This window comes from Labrys sp. E2SS-1L, assembly GCF_057073705.1.
The window spans coordinates 1,116,020-1,138,142 of record NZ_CP172712.1 but is presented as its reverse complement, the minus strand read 5'-3'; the positions used below and the strand labels follow the sequence as shown (position 1 = coordinate 1,138,142).

At 60.2% G+C, this 22,123-nt stretch carries 18 protein-coding genes; 10 read left to right on the top strand and 8 right to left on the bottom strand.

The window, feature by feature from the left end; translation table 11 throughout:
• The first annotated feature begins 7 nt into the window (after positions 1–7).
• The gene (locus ACIGJE_RS05205) at positions 8–643 is read left to right on the top strand and encodes a class I SAM-dependent methyltransferase (RefSeq protein ID WP_311934742.1); all 636 of its coding nucleotides are present in this window, start codon (positions 8–10) and stop codon (positions 641–643) included.
• An 80-nt stretch (positions 644–723) separates the two neighbouring features.
• Here the strand turns inward: ACIGJE_RS05205 and ACIGJE_RS05200 are convergent, their stop codons facing one another.
• Positions 724–1,110, bottom strand: a complete 387-nt coding sequence (locus ACIGJE_RS05200) for a YybH family protein (RefSeq protein WP_415082917.1) — start codon at positions 1,108–1,110, stop codon at positions 724–726.
• A gap of 401 nt (positions 1,111–1,511) precedes the next feature.
• On the opposite strand from ACIGJE_RS05200, the gene ACIGJE_RS05195 reads away from it, so the two are divergent.
• A complete protein-coding gene (locus tag ACIGJE_RS05195) occupies positions 1,512–2,918 on the top strand; it encodes a purine-cytosine permease family protein (RefSeq protein WP_311934744.1) in 1,407 nt (468 codons plus the stop codon).
• A 247-nt stretch (positions 2,919–3,165) separates the two neighbouring features.
• Here the strand turns inward: ACIGJE_RS05195 and ACIGJE_RS05190 are convergent, their stop codons facing one another.
• Entirely contained in the window at positions 3,166–4,074 is a 909-nt protein-coding gene (locus tag ACIGJE_RS05190) for a LysR family transcriptional regulator (RefSeq protein WP_415082913.1), read from the bottom strand.
• A 163-nt stretch (positions 4,075–4,237) separates the two neighbouring features.
• Here ACIGJE_RS05190 and ACIGJE_RS05185 point away from each other — a divergent pair, with 163 nt between their 5' ends.
• Genes ACIGJE_RS05185 through ACIGJE_RS05175 form a run of 3 tightly spaced genes read left to right on the top strand, consistent with a single transcriptional unit; the run spans position 4,238 to position 6,467 of the window.
• Entirely contained in the window at positions 4,238–4,888 is a 651-nt protein-coding gene (locus ACIGJE_RS05185) for a DsbA family protein (RefSeq protein WP_415082911.1), read from the top strand.
• A gap of 26 nt (positions 4,889–4,914) precedes the next feature.
• Entirely contained in the window at positions 4,915–5,811 is an 897-nt protein-coding gene (locus ACIGJE_RS05180) for an MBL fold metallo-hydrolase (RefSeq protein WP_415082909.1), read from the top strand.
• 47 nt (positions 5,812–5,858) lie between these two features.
• Positions 5,859–6,467 carry an NAD(P)-dependent oxidoreductase gene (locus ACIGJE_RS05175; protein WP_415082907.1) on the top strand — a complete coding sequence of 203 codons (609 nt, stop codon included), beginning with the start codon at positions 5,859–5,861 and terminating at the stop codon, positions 6,465–6,467.
• Positions 6,468–6,622: 155 nt separating this feature from the next.
• Here the strand turns inward: ACIGJE_RS05175 and ACIGJE_RS05170 are convergent, their stop codons facing one another.
• From ACIGJE_RS05170 to ACIGJE_RS05150, 5 genes are all read right to left on the bottom strand, one after another.
• On the bottom strand, positions 6,623–7,717 hold the full coding sequence (locus ACIGJE_RS05170) for a hypothetical protein (protein ID WP_394314854.1): 1,095 nt from the start codon (positions 7,715–7,717) through the stop codon (positions 6,623–6,625).
• A gap of 3 nt (positions 7,718–7,720) precedes the next feature.
• The gene (locus ACIGJE_RS05165; protein ID WP_415082906.1) at positions 7,721–8,506 is read right to left on the bottom strand and encodes an ABC transporter ATP-binding protein; all 786 of its coding nucleotides are present in this window, start codon (positions 8,504–8,506) and stop codon (positions 7,721–7,723) included.
• On the bottom strand, positions 8,503–9,798 hold the full coding sequence (locus ACIGJE_RS05160; RefSeq protein ID WP_483679449.1) for a KpsE/RkpR family capsule polysaccharide export protein: 1,296 nt from the start codon (positions 9,796–9,798) through the stop codon (positions 8,503–8,505). Before ACIGJE_RS05160 ends, ACIGJE_RS05165 begins: the two co-directional genes overlap by 4 nt.
• Positions 9,770–10,501 (bottom strand): ABC transporter permease, encoded by a 732-nt coding sequence (locus tag ACIGJE_RS05155; protein ID WP_367623726.1) that lies wholly within the window; start codon positions 10,499–10,501, stop codon positions 9,770–9,772. The genes ACIGJE_RS05160 and ACIGJE_RS05155 overlap by 29 nt, the downstream gene beginning before the upstream one ends.
• Positions 10,502–10,599: 98 nt before the next feature.
• Positions 10,600–11,670: a KpsE/RkpR family capsule polysaccharide export protein gene (locus ACIGJE_RS05150; protein WP_311934753.1), complete on the bottom strand. Its 1,071-nt coding sequence runs from the start codon at positions 11,668–11,670 to the stop codon at positions 10,600–10,602.
• A gap of 706 nt (positions 11,671–12,376) precedes the next feature.
• Between ACIGJE_RS05150 and ACIGJE_RS05145 the strand changes: the two genes are divergently transcribed.
• From ACIGJE_RS05145 to ACIGJE_RS05125, 5 genes are all read left to right on the top strand, one after another.
• Complete coding sequence (locus tag ACIGJE_RS05145) at positions 12,377–13,297, top strand: WcbI family polysaccharide biosynthesis putative acetyltransferase (protein ID WP_415082901.1); 921 nt, start codon at positions 12,377–12,379, stop codon at positions 13,295–13,297.
• A gap of 20 nt (positions 13,298–13,317) precedes the next feature.
• Positions 13,318–14,382: a GSCFA domain-containing protein gene (locus ACIGJE_RS05140; protein ID WP_311934755.1), complete on the top strand. Its 1,065-nt coding sequence runs from the start codon at positions 13,318–13,320 to the stop codon at positions 14,380–14,382.
• Between the two features lie 110 nt (positions 14,383–14,492).
• Positions 14,493–17,435, top strand: a complete 2,943-nt coding sequence (locus tag ACIGJE_RS05135; RefSeq protein WP_415082899.1) for a glycosyltransferase family protein — start codon at positions 14,493–14,495, stop codon at positions 17,433–17,435.
• Between the two features lie 100 nt (positions 17,436–17,535).
• A complete protein-coding gene (locus ACIGJE_RS05130; RefSeq protein ID WP_311934757.1) occupies positions 17,536–18,996 on the top strand; it encodes a hypothetical protein in 1,461 nt (486 codons plus the stop codon).
• Between the two features lie 246 nt (positions 18,997–19,242).
• Positions 19,243–20,550: a glycosyltransferase family 4 protein gene (locus ACIGJE_RS05125; protein ID WP_311934758.1), complete on the top strand. Its 1,308-nt coding sequence runs from the start codon at positions 19,243–19,245 to the stop codon at positions 20,548–20,550.
• Positions 20,551–20,649: 99 nt separating this feature from the next.
• Here the strand turns inward: ACIGJE_RS05125 and ACIGJE_RS05120 are convergent, their stop codons facing one another.
• Positions 20,650–22,089, bottom strand: a complete 1,440-nt coding sequence (locus ACIGJE_RS05120) for a mannose-1-phosphate guanylyltransferase/mannose-6-phosphate isomerase (protein ID WP_415083024.1) — start codon at positions 22,087–22,089, stop codon at positions 20,650–20,652.
• Positions 22,090–22,123: the final 34 nt, after the last annotated feature.

Genomic DNA, 22,123 nt, shown 5'->3' with positions numbered 1-22,123 from the left:
TTCCATCATGAGCCTGGCCAGCGACGCGCGTTTCTGGGACCGGAGTTCGCGTAAATACGCCAGGAGCGCGGTTGCCGATCAGGCCGGCTATGAGCGCACGCTGGAGCGGACCCGGGCCCTGCTGGAACCAGGCGACAGGGTGCTGGAACTGGGGTGCGGCACGGGCACGACGGCCCTTCGGCTCGCGGGGGGCGTTCAGGCCTATCTCGCGACCGATATCTCCACCGGCATGATCGCCATCGCCGAAGAGAAACACGCCGCCGCCTCCATCCCGGCCCTGGCTTTTCGCGTCGCGACCGCCGAGGCGCTCATGCCCGATGCCGGCGCGTTCAACGCGGTTCTCGGTTTCAACTATCTGCATCTGGTTCGCGACCTTCCCGGCACACTGGGCTGCATCCATGCCCTGCTGGCGGCAAAGGGCCTGTTCATCGCCAAGACGCCCTGTGTCGGTGAGATGAATCCGCTCATCCGGCTTGCCTTGCCCCTCATGCGTGTGGTCGGCCAGGCACCTTATGCCGGCGTGTTTCGGGCTTCGGAACTCAGCCGGTGGATATCCGCTGCCGGCTTCGAGATCCTTGCCATCGAGAACCATGCAGGCAAGGGGGACGACAACCGCCCCTATATCGTGGCGCGCAAGGCCTAGAGCAAAGCGCTATGGGCGCAAAGCGAGGCTGCTCCCATCCGATTTCGGCCAGACAGCCATTTCAGCCCCGCCGAGGCGCCTCAGCCCGATAACGTGGCCAGGAGATTGGCGTCGCGCGCCAGGCGCCACCGGCCATCGGCCTCCCTGCGCAGCAGCGTGAGCGTATAGCCTGATCGGCGGATGGCGCTGCCGCCGGGCGGCGTCGCCGTGATGTTGATATGGTTGCGGATAAAGGCCCAGTCGCCCAGCAGCTTCAATTCGGCAATCTCGCTGCTGCCTTCCATCTTCACCCCGTCGAGCCCCTTGAATGCCGCCACGAAGGCTTCCTTGCCGAAGGGTTCCCGGCCCGGGACCATGAAGACGACATCGTCCGTCATCAGGTCGAGGATCGCGGCGAGATCGCCTCGCCTGCTTGCCTGCATCCAGCCCTCGACCACGCTCCGAATGGCTTTCTCGTCATCGCTCATGCGGAATTCCTCGGCGTTTTGGTGCGGCACGGGATTGCAACATTCTGCCCCGGCAGAACAACGCTCGGAGCCAGGATGTTCCCATGTCTGCGCCAGGGCACGACGGGCATCATCCTTCTTCCGACTATGGTCTGCCGCTGCACGGCCATCACCCTGATCGGGATGGAGGAAAGAGGCATGCTCAGGCCCGTCCGTCACGCGATGTCGGTCGAACAGGGGCACCTTTGTTACGGCCCCCCGCCTTGCGCACGAGAACCATCGCCGACGGGACCCGCGCCCCGCAACGCGCGGTTTCTGCCGCAGAATCCCCCTTGACTCTGCTCTTTCCCGCGCGCATTGAAATAACTTGTATATACATATTCTATCATAGTGTTTGCACATCAGCTCTTGGGAGGGGCGGCATGGCGGCAGAGACGGGTGCGATCGAAAAACGGACGATCGACCGGATTCCGGAGGGCGAGCGGCATGGCTCTCCCTTCAACCAGTTCACCTTGTGGTTCGGCGCGAATCTGCAGATCACCGCGGTGGTCGACGGCGCGCTCTCGATCGTGTTCGGTGCCGAAGCGCTCACGGCCATCATCGGCCTGGCTATCGGCAACCTCCTCGGTGGCGCGGTGATGGCCCTGCATTCGGCGCAGGGTCCGCGGCTCGGCCTGCCGCAGATGATCTCCTCCCGCGCCCAGTTCGGCGTGAAGGGCGCCACCCTGCCACTCCTCCTCACCGTGGTGATGTATCTGGGCTTTGCGGCCACCGGCACCGTGCTCTCCGGCCAGGCCATCAACCTGATGTTCGGCGTGGAGAACCCGGCCTTCGGCATGATCGCCTTCGGCGTCATCACCGTGATCGTGGCGGTGATCGGCTACAATCTCATCCATGTGATCGGCCGGATCGCCACCGTGGTCGGCATCCTCGGCTTTGCCTATCTCACCTTCAAGCTGTTCGGGCAGTACAATGTCGCCGATGCCTTCGGCCAGAAGCCCTTCACCATGGCGACCTTCCTGCTCGCCATCGCGCTCGGCGCCGGTTGGCAGCTGACCTTCGCACCCTATGTCGCCGATTATTCGCGCTACCTGCCTTCCTCCACCCCGGCCTCGGTAACCTTCTGGTCGACGCTGCTCGGCTCGGCCGTGGGCGCCCAGATCGCCATGACCTTCGGCGCCGTGGTGGCGGCCCTCGGCGGCAAGTTCCTGGCCAATCAGGTCGGCTTTCTCGGCGAGCTCGCCGGCCCGGGCGTGGCCGTGCTGGTCTATGTCGTCATCGTCACCAACAAGCTGACGGTGAACTGCCTCAATGCCTATGGCGGCTCGATGACCCTGCTCACCACCGTGAGCGCCTATGCTGGCCAGCGCAGCGTGTCGCAGGCGGCCCGCATGGCCTATATCCTCTTGTTCGTGGCCGGCTCGGTGGCGATCGCCTTGTTCGCCAGCGCCCACTTCCTCTCGGCCTTCAAGAACTTCATGCTGCTGCTGCTGGCCGTGTTCGTGCCCTGGAGCGCGGTGAATCTCGTCGACTACTATTTGATCTCCAAGGAGAAGGTGGACGTTCCCGCCCTCTACGATGCCTCGGGCCGCTACGGCGCCTATAACTGGACGGCGCTGGGCTGCTACCTCTTCGGCGTGCTGATCCAGATCCCGTTCCTGAACCAGGCGCTCTATGAAGGGCCGATCGCCAAGATGCTCGACGATGCCGACATCTCCTGGATCGTCAGCCTGGTGGTGACCTCGGTGGTTTACTACGCCCTGGCCCGCGGCGGCGCCAACGTCCCCAACGAGATGATCCTGCCGGAAGAAAAATCTGCACGGGCGTGAGGGGTGCATTCCCCACGTCAATAAACTTGCGCCGTCCCTCACCCTTACCCTCTCCCCGTAAACGGGGCGAGGGACGCACAAGTGTCGCGAGTAATCATCAGATCTCTCATCTCGATCGACGGTTGGGCGAGATGAAGCTGTTTCAATACAGGCGCATCGCCAAAGCCCCCTCGCCCCGCTTCTTGCGGGGCGAGGGTAAGGGTGAGGGGCGGCACGAAACGATGCTGATTGCGGCCATTTCCGTCACCTACGGCTTGCTCCGTGCCCGCTCGAGGCCCTTGAGGATCTCCACGAACAAGCGCACCTTGGCCGGGCGGAAACGCGCGGCCGGGTAGACCACATGGATGCCGCCCGCGGGCAGTGTCCAGTCGGCCAGCAGGCGGACGAGCCGGCCGGTGGCGATGTCGCCGGCAACCAGGAAATCCGGAAACACCGACAGGCCCGCCCCCGCCAGCACCATGGCATAGGAAGTGGGCGTCTTGTCCGCGTCGACGACGGCGGTGACCTCCACCGTCTCCCGCTCCCATTCTCCGCGCGAGAAGAGCCAGCGCGTCGGCGTGCGCAAGGCATGGTTTGCCACGAAGGGCAGCCCTGCCAGGCCCTTCGGGTCGAGATCGGCGGGCAGGCGAGCAGCAAGCGCCGCCGAGCAGACCAGATGCTGCTGGAACGTGCCGAGCCTCTGGGCCTGGTTCGAGGAATCGGCCAGCCAGCCGACGCGCACGGCGACATCCACCTGCGCATCCACCAGATCCACCAGGGTATCGTCGAAGGCGACCGCCACCCGCATATGGGGAAAGCGCTCGCGAAAGGCGGCGATGGCGGGCGCGACCACCGCGCCGCCATAGTCGATCTGCGCCGCCAGGGTGAGAGTGCCGGTCGGCTCGGCTGCGTCCTTGGAAATCTCCCCGAACGCGGATTCGGCCTCGCGCAGGATCAGGGCGGCGCGGTCATAGAAGGCGCGTCCCGCCTCCGTCGCCTGCAGGCGGCGGGTGGTGCGCAGGATCAGGGTGACGCCGAGCTCCTCCTCGAGCTTGCCGACCTGGTGGCTGACCACCGCCTTGGCAACGCCGAGCCTCTCCCCCGCTGCCGTGAAGGAGCCGGTCTCGATCACCGCGGTGAAGAAGGCGAGCCGGTTGAGATTGAGAAGCTCGGACATCGTCTCCTGCACCTGAGCGCCTGTCTCCGGCCTTGCTGGCGGCGGACCAAGGGGATGCGGTGCGCATCACGCCCATTGTCTGATTCAATCAGACACTCTGTCAAATTGTTCGGTATTTTTCTGACGCAATTGGCAGCCCATGTTTCGTGGCGAGGAGATTTCGATGTCCACGCCGCTTTCTTCCGACCCGACCGTGACCTATCTGTTCGATCCGCTCTGCGGCTGGTGCTATGGCGCCTCGCCGATGCTGCAGCGCCTGCGCGCCGCGGGCGTCTCCATCAGCCCTGCACCGACCGGCCTGTTCACGAGGTCGGGCGCCCGGCCGATGGATGCGGGCTTTGCCGCCTATGCCTGGTCCAATGACCAGCGCATCGAGCGCCTCACCGGTCAGCCTTTTACCGAGGCCTACCGCAATCAGGTGCTGGATGCCGAAAACGGCCTGTTCGATTCGGGCCCGGCCACGCTGGCGCTATCAGCCGTGGCCCTGGCCGAACCGGAGCGCGAACTCGACGCCCTCGCGGCCATCCAAGCCGGGCGCTATGTCGAGGGCCTGGACACGACGTCCCTCGCCTGCCTCGTCGCCGTCCTGCGCGAGGCGGGCTTCCCGGCCGCCGCCGACCGCCTCGCCACGCCGGACGAAGCGCTGCTCGCCGCCAACCGCGCCCGCATCGCGCAAGGGCGAGCCCTGATGGCCAGCCTCGGCGCCCAGGGGGTGCCGGCCCTCGTCACCCGGCAGGACGGGCGGCAGCGGCTGATCGCCTCCAACGCCCTGTTCGGCAGTTTCGACAATCTCGTTTCCCATCTCAACGCCTGACCGACATCGACCGGAGAGACAGACCCGTGATCAGCAGACGCGACACAATCAAGCTTGCCGCCCTCTTCGGCGCCGGCGCCCTCTTCCCCCTCGCCCCGGCCGAAGCCGCCGGCGGCAAGCTCGCCTGGCGTGCCTTCCAGGCCGACGAGGCAGGCTTTTCGCGCATGCCTGTGCTGCTGACGGGCCGCAAGGAGGCCATCCTGCTCGATGGCGGCTTCACCCTCTCGGATGGCCGCAAACTGGCTGAGGCCATCAAGGCCAGCGGCAGGACGCTGACCACCATCTATGTGAGCTGCCCGGACCCCGATTATTATTTCTCGCTGCGTCCGGTGGTGGAGGCCTTCCCCGCCGCCAAGGTGATCGCCAAGCCGGTGACGGTCGCCTCGATCAAGGCCAGCGTCCAGGGCAAGCTCGAGGTCTGGGGCCCCAAGCTCGGCGACAACGGCCCGCGCAACCTGGCCGAGGTGGTGATCCCCACCCCATCCGACCTCACCGCGCTCGACCTCGAGGGCCATCGCATCGAGATCGTCGAAGTGCCCGACATGCATGACCGGCGCTATCTGTGGGTACCCGACCTCAAGGCCGTGTTCGGTGGCGTGCTGGTCAGTTCCGGCGGCCATGTCTGGCTGGCCGACAATGCCGACGCCGGCTCCCGGCAGGCCTGGGTCCGGGGCCTCGATGCCATCGCCGCCCGCAAGCCCAGGATCGTGGTGCCAGCCCATCACGCCGAAGGCGCTCCCGAGGGTCTCGCCGCGGTCAAATTCACCCGCGACTATATCGCCGCCTTCAACCGCGAGGCCGAGAAGGCCAAGGACAGCGCGGCGCTGATCGAGGCGATGAAGGCGCTCTATCCCAAGCTCGGCGGCCTCGACTCGCTCGATCTGAGCGCCAAGGTCGTCAAGGGCGAGATGAAATGGGGCTGACCGCCCCGCCTCGCACCAAGAATTCCCGCAACCGAAAGGAAAGCCAGATGAAAATCGCCCTGATCGGCGCCACCGGCAATGCCGGCTCGCGCATCCTCGCCGAACTCGTCAGCCGCGGCCATGAGGTCACCGCCATCGTCCGTCATCCCGAAAAGGTGCCTGCTAACCCGAAGGTCACGGCCCGCAAGGGCGACGTCCACGACAAGGTCGGCCTTGCCGCTTTGCTCGCGGGCCATGACGCGGTCATCTCGAGCGTGCACTTCACCGCCAGCGATCCCCATACCCTGATCGAGGCAGTGCGCGCTTCCGGCGTGAAGCGCTATCTCGTGGTCGGCGGCGCCGGCAGCCTGGAAGTCGCCCCCGGGGTCACCCTGGTGTCGACGCCCGAATTCCCGGCCATCTACAAGGAAGAGGCGACCAAGGGCGCCGAGTTCCTTGGCATCCTGCGGGCGGAGAAGGATCTCGACTGGACCTTCCTCTCCCCCTCGGCCCTGTTCGTGCCGGGCGAGCGTACCGGCAAGTTCCGCCTGGGCAGCGACCGGCTCCTGACCAACGACAAGGGCAGCAGCATCTCCTTCGAGGACTATGCCATCGCTTTGGCCGACGAAATCGAAAAGCCCGCCCACAGCCGGGCGCGCTTCACCGTCGGCTACTGACGGGCGGGGTCGCTAAGCGGCAGTGCCGGCAAGCTGCATGCCCAAAGGACGGCCGGCGGCGCACTCGATCACCACCATCGAAGGCGCCGCCGCTCCGTACATCATTGTGAAGCTGGTGGCGGAGCAATGGGGTCGGTGCCGAAATCGGGTGGTTGTCAATGCGGTGAGGGAGAACGAAGCCCGTCATCGCCTGGACCCGATGCAGCATCCGAAGAATCGGAAGCCGCCGGAACGAGCTGCACGGAATTGAGGATGAAGTAGCCTTCAATCGCCCCCTCCTTCAGATGAAAGCGCAACTCGATCGGCTTGAAGGGATCATCGACGACAAAGGAGAGCTCAAAGGAGAAAAGTCCCTGTGGCGGAAGCTTCATGATGCCGTGGTCAAGAAGTCCTTCAGAGAAGATATCGACCACGATCCGGTTCTGGGACTGACATTCGCCGACCTCTATCTCCACCTCAGCAGTCCACTTGCCGGCCGGAAGATGCAAATAGGGGCCATGAATGAGTATTCGTGCCGGACCCGCAAGGTCGATCCGTGCCGAGAGCGTCTGAAAATTCGGAGCCTCCAAAAACAGTTCCCTGGGCCAGGAAATTTTTGGAAGGCTTTCGCTATTGATCAACGCATCATAGGCATTGGATAATTTTCCGAGTAACTCCTCATTCTGAGTTTGAATTGCATTCCCGGTTTCAGCTTCTACAATTTTTGGAAATTGGCTTTTTACGTAGTCTTCGAGTTTTGGATTTGCACAGCTTGGAACAGACAGGCGAGTGAGGATGTTCTGGAACTGCTCTGTTGAGCAATTTAGTCCATAGTGATTCACCAGCGCCTCAACGAACGCAAAGAGTGACTGGCTGTATCTCTGGCTGGACAGGAATAAAATATTAGGACTTCTTGTGCTTAAGCAGATCATGCATATAGCCCGACTGGCCAATCTTATCGCACTTATGAAATCTGCCTGCCGGTCCGCCATAATATATCGAACCAAAACAGCAAAAGCGTCCGTGGAAATTACAATCGGGGTATGAGGGCGCGTGAATAGGCTCACCACATGCGATGATGGCAGGTCAGAAAAGAAAGTTACATTTTCCTTCCGTGCTTCATCCAGCTGGTCCCAGCGGTTTTTGAGATCCTGAATGGAAACCGCATAGATATGCGCATGACCGGGAGTAATTTCGCTGGAAATGCTTTCGATAATACGCTCGACGGCGTAAGAAAGCGCGGAAGGCGTTCCAAATGATATAACAATCATATCTTACAGCGTCTCGTATATTTTCAACGCCTCTTCGACATCCGAGAATAATCGGCCACGACCATTCTTGAGAACCAAAGCCTTGTCACAGAACTCCCTGATAATATTGACATCATGGCTTACGAGGATCATCGCGCAATCACGCCGGGTATGAAAAAGCGCATCATGGCATTTGCGGTGAAAGCGCTGGTCTCCGACTGAAAGAACCTCATCGATGAGGAAACACTCGAAATTGATCGCCAATGTCAGCGCAAATGCCAATCGCATGCGCATACCCGAGGAATAATTCCTCACCGGAATCTCGATCTGGCGCCCCAGCTCGGCAAAATCGTCCACAAAGGACATGACATCGCGAAAAGGGCGGTTGTAGAGGCGCGCGATGAAACGCACATTGTCGATCCCGGTCATCAAACCTTCCACGCCCCCAGAGAAGGCGAGAGGCCAGGACATGAACATGTTTCGGACGATGTCGCCGGACGTCATCGGCTCCACACCGCTGATCAATTTGACCAATGTCGACTTGCCGGAACCGTTTCGCCCCAGGACCGCAACCTTCTCGCCGGGAAGAACATCGAAGGAGATACCGTCAAGCACCCTCCTTCTTCCGATGGGCGTGTGATATTCCTTCACCAGGCTCTGGACATGGATGCCGCGTCTCGAAGCGATCGACGCAGCAGGGCGATCGCTTTCGGGCCGAGGCGCGAACTCCGCCTTGCTGGAGACCGGCAATCGGCCGGTCGGGACGATGGATCGACCGGCTATTTTTACGGAGCGGGGCAGCAAGGTCATACGGCATGCTCCTCGATCATCTTCCTCAACGACCGCAATGACACGAAAATCGCCCCAAAGACCAGGAAGCATGCGCCCAGCAACAGGAATCGCTGAGGAAACGCAGCCTGATCCGGTGCATTCGGCTCGACGATACGCTGGAGATAGAGGTGTTGTTTCTGCGCGTCCTGCCGGGCCCTGTCGCGATTCGCTTCCGCGCTGGCCAACGCACGCGCTGCAATGTCCCGTTCCAGAGTGAACTGCTCGAACTTCGCCATCTTGGCAGCAATGGATGTCGTACCGCCGGCCATGAGCTGCTTCTGATTGTCGATCTCACCCGTCAGGGCCCGGATACTCTCCCTCAATTTCGACACCGCCGGACTGTTCGGCGTGAGCGCGAGCTGCAGACTGAGATTGATCTGGGCCTTGGACAGTTCGGTCGACAGGCTGGTGATGGTCTTCATCGCCGCCGATGTCTCGGTCTCCGGATCGACGATACCGTTGCTGTTGCGATAATCGGCAAGGCGGGTTTCGGCGGCCTGAAGCTTCGAGCCGGCCTGCAGAACCATACTGTCGGCATAGGAAAGCTCATTCTCCTGAGCCCGACGGTTGAGAACATTGACAAGCCCTTCTGCATTGGTCAGCAGGGCTTGGGCAATGGCCTGCGCATCCTCCCGCCTGAAAGCCGTCACCTTCACCGTCGAGATGCCCGTCACGGGGTCGACCTCGGCGCTGACCATGCGCTTGAAATAGGCGAAGAGCTCTTCATTGTTATCGCGCTCCCAAAATCGCGGGTAGCGATTGAAGATGTCGGCCTCGTTCCTGGCAATGATGGTTTTGAGATCGTTTTGCTGAACCAGCTTGGCGAGCAGGTCGCGGGAAGTGACGTAATCGCCGACGATATAGGCTTCATCGCCGGCACGGGCCAGGCCCTGGCTGGCGAGCAAAGCCGCCGCCGTGTCGCCCGTACCCGTCGTAACCGACCGAACGATGAAACGAGCTTCGGATACATACTGATCCGAAGCCACGAAAAACAGGTAGATGAAGCCGGCCAGCATCGGCAGCACGAATGACAACAGGAAAAGCAACGGCGGCGACGAACCCGTCTTGGTGCCGGCTTCCTCGTACGGAATGATCTCTCTGTCGGTGTCCGAAACCTGCCCATCCTGTACAAGCGAACGCCCGGCAGCGGAGGCAACCGGTCGTACCGGACGCAGGACGATCTCCTGCAGAGGCGGCGGCAAGGATGTCGTGTTTTCCTGATCGTCTTTCACGACATCACTCCTAAGCACTCTCGACCCTGCGCTCGGCATAGCGCACGAGCGGAAGCGCGATCACGGTCAGGGCCAGGCTCCAGGCCACGATGTACCCTGCATCCCACTCGGTCGGAACGTCCGGCGGAAACAGGCCGGCCCGGAACATTTCAACGCCATTGACCATTGGCGACCACAACATGATTTCACGAGCACGCGGCGGCAGCCAATCGACCAGGAAAAAGGCGCCCGTCAGCGGCATGGTCAGATACATTGCCGGGCCAACAATCTGGTGGACCGTTTCACTGAATTCAGAAACCGCGGCGATGATCAGCGCAAAGGAGAAGGAAAACCAGGAGCACAGCAGCCAGCCGACCACCAGAAGCAGCGGATCGTTGATACCGGGACACAGCCCCACCAACCACAGCGGCAAGAGAGCGATCAGGAAGGCAGCAAAGATGCTGATGACCTCCAGGAGGCCACGCGCCAGGAGGATGTCGAAATATTTGACATAGATATGATAGACAAGCGGCGAACCATTGGTCATGACGCGCATCGATTTGAAGACGAGGTGCCGCCACAGCGTCAGGAACGAATATCCCGTCAGCGCGAATGGAATGACGCCGACCTCCTCCCCGCCATGGCTCTGTCCTGTAAACGTCCAGAGAACCATGACGCCCAGGGTGAGCAGCAACGGCTCGCCGATGATCCAGAAGAAACCGAGATTCTCGTGGCCATATCGCGCCATCACCTCGCGGATCATCAAGGCACCGATGACACGCAGCTGAATGGCCAGTCCGTGCAGGAAGCCCTTCGCGCGAGCCTCCTTGCGGATGGGGGGCAGTTGAGGGACGCTATGGGTCATTCCGACACATGCTCCTTCGAGCCCGTGACCAACAGCCACCCAACGGCGGTCAGCGCGAAGGAAAACACCAGGAAGGTTGCGATCATGCGCAGCCGGCGCGGCTCGGTGGATTTATCGGGAAGATTGGGCTCGGTGATTTCCTCGATATAGATCTGCTGGCGACGAGCCTCCTGACGGGCCGACCCCAAGGACGAAATTGCCGCCGCAAGGCGTTTTTCGGCCATGGTGCGTTCGAGGATCAGCCGATCATAGGTGGCGAGCTTTGATGCCAGGGCAGCGGCCGAACCGGCCAATTTCGCGCGCTCGGCCTCGATCCCCGCGCTATAGGCCGCGCTTTGGGTCTCCAGTGCGGAAGCAGCCGGGTTCGCCGGCGCATTCTTGGACGATTGCGCAATCTGAGCCCTGGTATTTGCCAGGGCTGTAGACAAAGTCGTGATCGTTTGAAGCACGGATTGGGCATTCGCGCCTGGGTCGATCAGGTACTCCGCATTTCTGAAATCTGCGAGAGCCTGCTGGGCGTTCTTGAGAATAGTTTCCGCACCGTCGACATCACGCTCGGCCGAGCCAATCGCGTCACCATGTGCGCGCTCGTTCATCTCGTTGACCTTGGCCTCGCCGAGCTTCAGCAGTACCTCGGCGATCGCCTTGGCTTGCGCCGGTTCGAAGGCCTGGACACGCAAAACCGAAATCCCCTTGGAGGGTTGCTGCGTGACACTCACACGATCGAGATAGTAATCATATAGATCTTCGAAGCTTTCTCCCGCCCAGAATCGAGGAAACCTCGAGATTATATCCGCTCCCGCGGGAGAAAAATAGCTACGCAATGGCACCTGTTTCTCCAGGGCCCGAACAGCATCTCTGGACAGTAAATAATTTTGAACGACGTTGGTGTCATCTTGAGTTCTCGCCAGCCCAAACGTTCGAAAGAACATTTCCAATCCCGACGTCCGACTGCTCGAAATACCTCTGACGACGAAACTAGCCTCGGAAACATAGCGATCGGTGGCAACGAAACCATAGTAAATCAACGCCACGAGCGTCGGTATGCCAACCCCGATGAGAAACATCGTGCGGGGGCGCAATAGCTCCCTAAGGCTACGCTTGGCGCCTCCCTTCCTGCGAAATCCCTGAGAGCTACCGAGCTTCGGCTGAAGAAGGTTTACCGGCAAACCGCCCTACCTGTCCGCGTGTTGGCTGAACGCGCCATAACCTGCCAATGTGACCAAATTTACGCTCGGGCCCTACAGGCCCGCTCGACCTGGATCACCTCGGTCACCAAATGGCGATATCGCTGAAGAGTTTCGTCTGTCACCGAGTGTCTCGTCAATGCCGAAGCGGCATATCAATCATGACCAAGCACCCTCGATCGCACTTGTCAAACACCATAATGCGATTCGAGTCGTTCCAGGCTCATGAAATTCCACAACGCCTAATACTAAAGACTTATTGACACATATATACATATATAGCCCTGCAAAAAAGCCACATTTCTGATCGCCTAGAGTCTCGCTATCAACCCAATTGTCGCATATCCGATTCAATGTCTGCCTATATGAAAGTATCTATGTACGAACATAAGGGAAGGCTCCGCTCGGGCCGCGCACCACTCGTCCCCCGCACCGAACGCGCGGCACAATCGGTTCATCCGATCATCTCATGACGATCGCGAGGCCGGCGCCCAGTCCGTTTCATGTCCTGGCACGAAAGTGGGGAAGAAGTTTTCGTGCACGCAAGCACCAAGGCCCAACAGGAATTATGAGATCAGAGGTAAATATGCCGCGAATTGCCGTCGTAGGAAATTGTCAGGCTCTCGGCGTGGCAGAAATACTAAAATACCTCCTCCCCAATTCTTTTATCAAGCAATCAATTTCGTGGGAAATTCAAAACTGGATTAGTTCTTACGAGGATTTTGTTCGAGACCTCGCAACTTTCGATCACGTATTCGTTCAAGACGTTGCATTTGGAAATTTCCCCGGCGCCAACCTCGAACGGCTTCGTCAAGATCTCCCAAACGTCGTCGAATTTCCCATCGTCGTATTTCCCGCTTTCCATCCCGATTTGGTTTATGTTTCGAATAAAAAGAGAGAAAATTCTAATTTTATATTATCTCCAATTGGACCATACAATTCGGCCATAGCATTGTATGCATACAAGAGGGATTATACTGTTATCGAAACTCTCAACCTCTTCAAAGAGAACGTCTATAAGAGACTTGGATATTTTGATTTTTGGGATTCCTCTACAGACGCGCTATTGGCCAATGGCAAACGCCTCGGATTCGACCTGACCGAAAACCTCGCACGCTGGAGCCGCGAGGGATGCTTCATGCATTCCATCAACCACGCGAAATTGATCGTTCTGGCTGACATAGCCCAGCTTCTCCTCGAGAAAGTTGGCATCCGAGCTCGCCAAAACAATTGGAAAGACTATGTCGTCGATCCGGCTCAGATGGATGCGATATGGCCTGTATATACGGAAGTAGCCTCAAAATTCGCCTTCAATGGCTCATACATTTTCAAAAAACCGAACTACGCCTTGAAAGAAAATACTCAATTCTTCACTTTGGATACTTTTGTATCGAAGAGTTTTGAATCCTATAAGCACTTTCCAAAAACCGACCTGCTTTGCGAGCGCGTCGACCAGTGGCTGGCAGACGAGAGTCTCGCTGCCTTCCTCGACAAAGCAGCAATGTGAGAGCCTTGAAGGAGGGTAAAATGCCGGAGAATCCTTATCGCGGTCTCCCATCGCATCACTTCTGGCGGCAGTCGGTGGCCGCAATTCCCCCGTTTGCGATCGATCCGCTCGTACGTTTTCCGTTCGAACTCGCGCAAGACCACAAAGTGGCGGCCGCCGGCTCATGCTTTGCGCAGCATATATCCCAGGCCTTGCAGCGACACGGCTTCAACTACTTCATGACGGAGCCACCCCCGGCCGGCATGTCCAGGGAGGCGGTCCAGGCTGACAATTATGGCGTTTACTCCGCACGCTACGGGAATATCTACACCGCGCGGCAATTGCGGCAGCTGATCGAGCGGGCTTTCGGTGAATTCTCACCGGATCTGCCTGAATGGCGCGACCGGCGCGGGCATTTCGTCGATCCTTTCCGTCCCCAGATCCAGCCGTCGGGCTTCGCCTCGACGGACGCCATGCGCTCCGCGCGCGAGGCGCATCTGGGCCAGGTTCGCCGGCTCGTCGAGGAGTTGGATGTTCTCGTGTTCACGCTCGGCCTGACTGAAGGGTGGGTCCATATCGCCGATGGCGCCGTGATCCCGCTCGCACCGGGAGTCGCAGGCGGCACCTTCGACGAGTCTGTCTATAAATTCGTCAACTTCTCCACCGCGGAGATCGTTCAGGATCTGTGCGCCTCGATCGACCTCATTCGAAAGGTCAACCCAAACGCTCGCTTTATCTTCACCGTATCCCCCGTGCCGCTGATCGCGACCTACCGCGATCAGCACGTATTGGTCTCGAATACATACAGTAAAGCCTCGCTGCGTGTAGCAGCAGAAGAAATTTCTCTCGCCAGGCCTGGGGTTGCCTATTTTCCTTCCTACGAAATTATCACCAGCCCCGCGACATCGCGAAATTACTATCTCGACGACTTGCGTTCCGTCTCATTATTGGGCGTTGATCACGTCATGCGCGTCTTCTTTGCTCACTGTGTCGCCGGCAGCAAAAAGACCGCAGCTTCTCCGCCTGCCCTCCCCTCCGAGTTACGGGAGGAAATCAGGAACGTTGGACAAATAGTCTGCGACGAGGAAGCTATAGTTAAATTATAAAAATACGATCTTCTTCTATCGAATTCCGCAATAATTGTGATCTGCATATAGACTGATCACAATATGCCTCAAAAGAATGAGCAAAACTTGAGTTTCGAGAGAGCTGCACTATGAACGGTCTCCAGAGGATGTTCGGCTTCAGATCTTCAAAACGCTGGGTCTCGGAGGGGCGAGACGCCAGCCGCCGGCGCGACTGGACGGCGGCAGCGTCCGCCTATCGCGAGGCCCTGTCGATCAACCCCAAATTATGGAAGATCTGGGTCCAGTATGGCCATGCCATGAAGGAAAGCGGCCACCTCAAGGAAGCGGAGGATGCCTATCGACGCTCGCTCCAACTCTCGCCCGGCATTTCCGACACGCATCTGCAGCTCGGCCATGTCCTCAAGCTGAAGAAAGATGCCACGGCGGCAAGCTCGGCCTATCTGCAGGCCGCGGTCCTGGATCCAGACAATCTGCATGCCTTTACGGAACTGGGTGCACTGGGCTGGACCAAGGAAGAGGTCATCGAGATCGTCGACCCGCAGGGGCGTCAACGCACCAAGGCCAGCATTCCCGCAGGTCGGTCGGAGATCACCAGGATCGCGACGGCGGGCTCACCATCCTTCGACGCCCAGGCCTATGTCGGCCGTTTTGCCGACGTCCGTACGCTGCTGGATCTGGGCCTGATCAGTTCTGCTGAACAGCACTATCTGCATTACGGCTATCGCGGCGGCCGGGACATCCTGGCGACCTTCGCCGACAAGCCACCGACGCGCGTCTTCGTTCTTTGCCCCAGTTTCTTCAAACGATGCGGAATCGGCGAACATGCCCGCTATCTCGCCGACAGCATCGAAACTTTCGGCCTGGAAACGCACCGGGTCCGCACGACAGCAGTGCTCGAGACCTATCCGCCGGAGCAACTCCGCGACGCCGTGGTCATTGTCAATCACGGCCCGGGCCTGTTCGATGGCTACAATCCCGAGCTTTCGGAGGGCGAAGCGACCACGGACCTGATCACCAAGCTCCTGGCGCTTCACCGCGCTCATGGCCTGAGGCCCGTGGTCTTCATGCATTCCTTGCTGGATCGCGACAACGTCATCATGTTTCCGCGCCAGCAATTCTGGCTCGAGAGCCCGATTCCGGTCGTCACCACGATCGAGGCGGCCGGGAACGTCTTCAACATCTTGCGGGTGGAGCACGGCATGCAGCCCGCTCCGACGCCGGTGCGCAGCGAGAAGGCGCTGAATCGACGGGACCGGCCTGTCATCGGCTTCTTCGGTTTCTTCCAATGGGGTGGCAAGAATTTCGATGCGCTTCTGGATGTCGTCCAACGGCTGAAGGGCAAGCTCGTCGGCTCGGTCGCCACAGGCAGCGAATATGATGTCGAGAAGTTGCGGGGCCTCATTGCCGACCGAAACATCCAATGCAACCTCGGCACCGGCTGGGTCGAAGATTCCGAACTCATGCAGCGCCTCGCCGAGGCGGATTACTATTACCTGCCCCAGCATGACTACGACCATTGGAACAACAGCGGTACAGCGCGCCTGGTGATGAACTTCCATCAGCCGGTCATCCTGCCGCCCCACAATCCCTTCCTGGACCTGCGCGAATTCGCCATCTTCGCCGACGAACACGACCTGCCCGGCCTCATGGCCTGGATGCGCGACGAAAAGGTCTATCAGAGCGCTTGCGCCCGGGCCGCCCGCTATGCTGCCGAACATCCGATGACGGTCGAGATGCCAAAGCTGGCTATGTCGCTGCACGAGGTCGCGTCGGAAACCGGCGCCCGCAACTTCATCGACGAGAGCGCATTCAGTACCTGGTCCCTGCTCGCGATCCCGTTTGAGCAGTTCCTGGCAAGGGTTCGCCGCAGACTGCCAGAAAACGCCCTGTATTATCTGGAGAAGACACAATCGGATAGCGCCGACCGGGCTGCGCAGATCAAGACATTGAAGCTGGACAATCCCGGAAAATTCGAAACCACCTACTCGGCCCCTCTCGGCATCCAATATTGGAAAGATCACTACGAGATCGACAGCTTTTTCTTTCCCCGCATGACGGAATGCTTCGTGAATGCCTATCGCTGCTTCTTGAAGCGAGAACCGAGCATGACCGACAGGGACAAGATGATCCGCATCCTCGGAGTGGATCTCCGCGACGAAACGGCCATTGCCTGGCCCGCCAAGGTCGTGGCCATGCTGGCACTTCTCCACGACGAGGCACCCGCGCTCGAATTCGCGGCCCAAGCGCAAATATACGATCAGGGAGAGCTGTTGACGAAGACCGAGCTGGCATCGACCGCCTTGATCGAGACGCTGGAGCAGCGCTGGGTCAAGCGGCTCAAGCTGTGCCAGGATACTGCAACGGTGGGGCAGCCCGCATTCGGAACCGCTCAGGATCGGAACATCGTGCAATTGCTGCTGCTCCCGGGCCCGTGGCTGGAGGCGGCTCTGCATGCGAGCGCCCGAGCTGCTGGCCTCGATCTCAATTTCGATGGCATTGGAGCCCGGATCGGCCCCCTGTCCCGCTACCAGGGCATCATCCAAATCCTGGAGAGAGCGAATGTCCGCCTGACGGAGATCGGCCTGTTCGATCGCCCTATCGTGTCCGCCATCAACCACGCGCGCGCGCAATACAGCCTTGCCGACTTCTGGCCCCTCGAAGGCGATGCCTTTGTATTCCATGTCGTGCGCTGCCTGCTGAAACGCGACCCACTCACCCAGGAAATGTTCGGCCTCGGGGAGCTGCTTTCCAAACAAGGCAAGCTCGCGGTGATCCGCCAGGTGGCCGGCCGGCCCTTCGTCGCCACGAGCGTGGTGGATATCGCCGACGATCAAGCGGCCGCCGAGCTCGACACATTACTGCCCAATCTGGAATTGCTGGTTTCGCAATTCAGGGCCGTCTATGCGGGCGGATGGGATCTGCGGAATGCCTATCTGGAAGCGCGCCGCAATTTTGACCGCGTCTGGCTCAGGATGAAGAAGCAGAAGGATGTCTGGTGGGCCCAGGCCAACGGCGACGTCTCCCGTATCCTGCCGGCCAAGCATGCGGCCGGCGCCAAGCAGGGATCCTGAGCCGGTGTGGCGGCGACATCGCACCGAAGGCCTGCCCGCGAAGGCAGGTGAAAAACGCTCTCGGTCCCCGGTCTCCCCGATGCGCCTATATGCAGCCCTCTTGGGGATCGCCGCTGCCATGTTGGCTTGCCACCCCGGTTCGGCAGAGACAGCCCTGACCGGACTCGGCAAGGCCGATGCGGCAAGCGCCATAAACGCCCTGCTGGCCTCCGGAGCGGACGTCGAGCTTCCGGCGGGACAATATGCCTTGCGCAGCCGCTGGATCGAGATGCGAACCCCGGGACAGGTGCTGCGGTGCAAAGGGCCCAACACCACCTTGGTCGTCGACCGGCCGGGCACCACGGCCTCTCCAGCGCTGATCATGACGCAGGCGGCGGTCGGCGCGAAGGTGATCGGCTGCAAGTTCGACATGAATGGCGGACAATTCGTCAATACCGCCTTCGCTCCGCTCGCTTCGAACGACGCCATCAAATACGTGCCCGGCACCGGCCTGGTCGACAACCCACAAGGCAAGGCCAAGGCGAATGACGGCATGGCCGTCGCCGTCCTCGTGATGTGCGATCGCTGCGAGATCGCCGAAGCCGAAGTGACCCGCGGCTTCGACAACAATATCATGGTCGCAAATTTCGACCTCTCCAATGGCAAGCAGTCTCTGGGGCCCTGGGGCGTGTCCATCCGCGATACCCGCACCAGCTATGCCGGCGCTGGCCGGCACAATTGGGATCCGGACTATTATCAAGGCTGCGGCATCGACATCGGCTCCGGAGTCGCTGCTCGCCTGACCAATGTCGAGGACCGCTATTCGCGCATCGGCTTCTGTGTCGATGAAGGGGGCGGGGCATCGGCCCAGATCGTCAATGCTGCCAGCTTCAACGCCCAGGTAACCCAGAAGCCTTTTCTCCGGCCGGACAAGATGAGCAGCTACTATCCCGCTGCCGACGATCCCTGGCATGGCTCCAGCATTGCCGGTACAGGCTTTTTCTTCGGCGGCTCAGACCGCCGCGCCAATCTTGGCCAGGTCCAGCCGGGCCTGATTTCGACCACCTGCATCAACTGCCTGGCCTATGAGCCACAGGGCGTTGGCTTCTGGTTCTCGCGCTACTCCAACGGTGCTCACCTCGTCTCGCCGCACGCAGCGAGCCCGGGACTGGAATGTTTCTGGGCCGTCGGTGGCAGCCACTATCTCACCGACGCAATCTGCGACCAACCGAATGCACTGGCCGGCAGCACGAAAATCTGGGGTGGTAAATTTCCCTGGCCTCGGACGGCCGCCGTCCGGGCGAGCTGCGCCAATTGCGGTCCGTTCAGTTCTCTTCCCGCGATACGAGGCACACCAGACCAGCTGAACACCACACTGCACTTCAACGGCCTCACGATGACAGACAGAAGCCCTCTTGATGCAGCCAAGAAACCGAACTTTGCCTATTCCTTCTCAACGGCTCCAGGGAATAAGGATGAATTTTCTCGAATCCAAGTCTTAAGAGGTAATATTCAACCTGGAACATCTGGACTTATTGACCAGGGGGACGGCACAAAGATCGAAATCATCGACGGAAAATGAGGAAAGATACTGATAAGTGTTTATATTTTGAACTGATATGACGTATAGGAATCTCAGTTCAGTGGTGCGAATGGGAACAGGCCTGAATGGATCGCACAAGCCAGTGGATCGAAGAGCGCCCGGTTCGGTCTTCGACGCCTGAGGAAGGCATCAGCATACCGTCCGCCAAGGGGCCCAACACCGCCTGCAGAACGCAGACGATTTCCCGCAAAGCCTTGCTCCACCTGGGAAATAAGGAGGCGAGGAATGCGCATCCTCTATGAGCTCTACAATCTCTCCCTCCCGTCGGGGACAGGCATCGCCACCTATGCGCGCAATCTCTGCAAGACCTCCAAGGAACTCGGCTACGACATAGGGGGATTGCTGCACACGAACCGCCGCCTTCGGCTGGGTGATCCGCAATCTACGGAGGCCGGACTCTTCAGCCCTCCGGGAAGACGCAAGGCGCTCGTCGGCACGACGCTGCGCCGCATGCTCGGGGCGCCCTTTGGCATACCGACCGTGCGGCTCGAAAGCGACAAGATCTCCGTCCAATCCGAGCAGTGGGAGAAACGTAGCGGTGGCGTGCAGGACGCCTATGTCGCATCGCGTTATCACGAAATGGCTCGCCTGCATTTCCAGCGCTACGGCAAAAGCGCCAGGATACTTCTCGACCAGCCGCCGGACATCTTCCACACCACGCAAGTCATTCCGCTCAGCGTGCCGGGCGCCAAGAATATCTACACGATTCACGACCTTGTGCCCCTGCGCATGCCGGAGGCGACAACGGACGACAAGAGCTATTTTGTGAATATGATCCGGTATCTCGCGCAGACCGCGGATAGGATCGTGACCGTATCGGAGACCTCGCGGAACGACATCATCGGCTTGACGGGCGTTTCCCCTGAAAAGGTAGTCAACACCTATCAAGCAGTATCCATTCCCCAAGATCTTCTCGAAATTCCGACGAATGAGGTCGAGGACATCGTGAAGAGCTTCTACGATCTAAACTATAAAGACTATTATCTTTTTTATGGGGCGATCGAACCGAAGAAAAACCTGTCCCGCCTGATCGACGCCTTCGTTGCAAGCGACACCCGGAGTCCGCTCGTCGTGGTCGGAGGCCTGGGCTGGCAATACGGTGCCGATCTTCGGAAAATAAGAGAGCACAAATCGCGCGGCTATCTTTTTGACGGTCGGCATCTGAAAGAGGATATCCGTATCCGGCGCCTCGACTATGTACCTCTGCTTCAATTGATCTCGCTGATCCGGGGAGCAAAGGCGGTTCTGTTCCCATCACTCTACGAGGGCTTCGGCCTGCCCGTGCTCGAAGCGATGCTGCTGGGTACGCCAGTCCTCACTTCAAAAGGTTCCTCGCTGTCGGAAGTTGCGGGCGATGCTGCCGTTCTGGTGGATCCCACCGACACCGTCGATATGATGCGCGGCATCCGTGCTCTTGACGGCGACGCGGAGCTGCGCGCCGAGCTTGTCGGGCGCGGACAGGCGCAATCGGCCAAATTCTCAGAACAGGCTTACGCGGAACGGCTCACCAAGCTCTACGAAGGCCTCCTGTAGGGAAGGGAGGGGGAAAATCGAAACGGATTTTCCATCCTCCTTCGCCCCCTGCCGTTGCAAATTTCGGCAGAGGCTTTTCACCGGCCTAACGGCTCGCCGTCACGACGCCTCGCGATTGTAGATGTCCTCGATGCGGATGATGTCATCCTCGCCAAGATAGCCGCCGGTCTGCACTTCGATGATTTCCAAATCGATCTTGCCGGGGTTCTCCATGCGATGCACCGCACCGATCGGGATATAGACGGATTCATTCTCATGCACCGACTTGACCTCACTACCGATGGTGACGAGAGCGGTACCACGCACCACGATCCAGTGCTCGGAACGGTGATGATGCTTCTGCAATGACAGGCGCCCGCCCGGCTTGACCACGATGGACTTGACCTGGTGCCGTTCGCTCAAATCCAGCGAGCGATAGCTGCCCCAGGGGCGGAAGGATTGCCGGTGCTCCTGTGTCAGGAGGCGGTGGCTCGCCTTGAGCTGTTCGACCAGCGCCTTGACGCCGGCGGCATCGTCACGGCGGGCGACCAGGACGGCATCGGGCGTGACGATGACGGCGACGTCGTCGAGACCGGCAATGGCGACCAGCGGGCCATCCGTGGAGACGAAATTGGCACGGGCGTCGACGAAGGCCGCCTGGCCACGGGCGGCATTGCCCGCCTCATCCAGGGCGTAGAGATCGCGCACGGCACTCCAGGAGCCGACATCCGACCAGTCGAAGGTCGCGGCCACCACGGCCGCGCGCGCCGTACGCTCCATCACCGCATAGTCGATGGAGCGGGCCTCGGCACGCGCGAAAGCAGTTGCATCGAGGCGCAGGAAACCGAGATCGCTCTGTGCCGTGGCGACGGCCTCGCCCACCGCGTCAGCCGTCTCAGGGTCATGCATCGCATAGTCAGCGAGCATCACGCCCGCCTGGAACAGGAAATTGCCCGAGTTCCACAAAAAGCCCTCGCCGACATAGCGTTCCGCCGTCGCGGCATCCGGCTTCTCGACAAAGCGGACCACGTGCCGTCCGCCCGCGACGATCTCCTCGCCCGGCTCGATATAGCCATAGCCGGTGGCAGGGCCTGTCGGCTCGATGCCGAAGGTGACGATATGGCCAGCCCGAGCGGAACTGCCGGCTTGCCTGCATGCCCGCTGGAAGCCCTCGGCATCCCGCACCATGTGATCGGCAGCCAGGGCAAGCACCAGGGCCGTTTCACCGTCCTGATCGGCGATATGGCGCGCACCGGCGAGGATGGCCGGACCGGAGTCACGCGCTTCCGGCTCCAGCAGAACATCGGCCTCGATGCCGAGCGCCTCCAACTGATCGGCGACCAGAAAGCGATGGTCCTTGTTGGTGACGATGACGGGGCGTCCGAACAGGCCCGCATCGGCAACCCGACGCAGGGTTTCCTGAAACGTCGACAGCGCCCCGAAGAGAGGCAGGAATTGTTTGGGACGGTTGGAGCGGGAAGCCGGCCAGAGCCGGGTTCCTGAGCCGCCGCACATGATCAGGGGACGAATCGGATTGGACGGCTCGCGCTTGAATTCCATGATTTCGGACGCCACAAATACCTCCAGACAGGTT